The sequence below is a fragment of the Neobacillus drentensis genome (genome assembly GCF_036965645.1).
GTDB lineage: Bacteria > Bacillota > Bacilli > Bacillales > Cytobacillaceae > Neobacillus > Neobacillus drentensis_D.
Genome location: NZ_JBALPZ010000267.1, coordinates 1 through 1,610, shown reverse-complemented (window position 1 = coordinate 1,610; position 1,610 = coordinate 1). Strand labels below are relative to the sequence as shown.

At 40.3% G+C, this 1,610-nt stretch carries 1 protein-coding gene; it reads left to right on the top strand.

Going from position 1 to position 1,610, the window contains the following annotated elements:
- The first annotated feature begins 282 nt into the window (after positions 1-282).
- Positions 283-1,500, top strand: coding sequence for an MFS transporter (locus tag V7266_RS30125; RefSeq protein WP_335472944.1), 1,218 nt, complete (start codon positions 283-285; stop codon positions 1,498-1,500).
- Positions 1,501-1,610: the final 110 nt, after the last annotated feature.

Here is a 1,610-nt window from a genome sequence, read left to right as displayed (position 1 = left end):
TTGTATGACTGTCACTTAACTAGTTGTTTTAGAGGTATGACCTTTTGATTAAATTAAGTTTATTATCTTAAAATATTGTCACACTTTTGATATCATGATACTATTAGATGAAATTAAATTCCTTTAATTTGGTCCAGAGAGGCCAAAAAGGCGAAAGTAGACTTCTTATATACTGGTCATGTATATAAGTGCCCTTTTGTCCTTTGGATGAGAGGGCATTTTTATTTTTGCCAACTATCTTTTAAACATAGTCCTGTGAGGCTTGAAAGGAGAACGACAAAAATGGATTATCGTAAAAAAACAGTAGTAGCATCAGTAGCAGGTTTAACCTTAGAGGGTATGGATATCATGTTTATATCCTTTGCGATGTCGATGATTATTGCGGAGTTTCATATCGACATGGCTACAGGCGGTCTTATTTCTTCCATTACTAACTTAGGAATGCTTGCAGGTGGAGTCATTTTTGGGATTTTAGCAGATAAGTTTGGGAGAGTTAAAGTATTCACTTATACGATTCTACTATTTGCTCTTGGAACGGCCTTAACCGGGTTAGCCGGAAATATCGATCAGGTTTATCTATTTAGATTTATTGCCGGCTTAGGTGCAGGTGGAGAATATGGGATTGGGATGGCGCTTGTGGCGGAAGCTTGGCCGAAGAATAAACAAGGACGCGCTTCTTCTTATGTCAGCATCGGGGCTCAATACGGTGTGATTCTCGCTGCTCTTCTTAGCGCGATGATTCTTCCTGCTTGGGGATGGAGAGGATTGTTTTTCGTCGGCTTGGTTCCAGTTATTTTCGCTTTTATCGTAAGAAAGAAATTAGATGAATCTCCTGTATGGGTCGGCGCACAAAAACAAAAACAACTTTTGCCGAAGCAAGGGAAACTATCGCAATTGTTTTCTTCGCCTAGAACATCGGTCACAACAATCGCTTTAGCGATTATGGCAACTGTCCAAATTGCCGGTTATAATGGTTTAATGATTTGGCTGCCATCCATGCTCCAGCAATCACAAGGATTATCCGTATCCAATTCGGCTCTTTGGACCATTAGTACGGCTGCCGGCATGATTGCCGGGATGTTAACTTTCGGTCAATTCATGGATCGGTTTGGAATGAAACGCTCATATGGAATTTTCTTACTCGCTTCTGCCGTGGCTGTCTTTTTATTCTCCTTTGCTTCAGGGAGTGCAGGTCTATTAATCGGCGGTGCGCTTGTGGGATTTTTCTCAAATGGAATGTTTGCCGGTTATGGTGCATTAATCAGTCGTTATTATCCAGTTGCGGTTCGCAGCACAGCTACCAATACGATCTTTAACTTTGGCCGGGCATTAGGAGGATTATCTCCCATTTTAGTTGGATACATCCTGCAGCATGCCAATGTTACCGTTGCGATGGGGTATCTTGCTGGACTTTACTGTATCTCCTTTATCGCCATGATTAGTTTAAAAAAAGAAAAGAATGAGCAAGTTCACCTTCAATCTTTAACTAGAGCAATGTAAAGTGAAATCTGAACCTGTCATGTTGAAAGTTTAGGCATTTAGCCTGATTTTACAAACTAAAAACAAAATAAAAGAACCAAGATGGTGTTACTAACACCATCTTGGTTCTT

Bases quoted from the DNA above. Each gene is read 5' to 3' on its own strand.
- V7266_RS30125 (WP_335472944.1), top strand. From the start codon at position 283: ATGGATTATCGTAAAAAAACAGTAGTAGCATCAGTAGCAGGTTTAACC.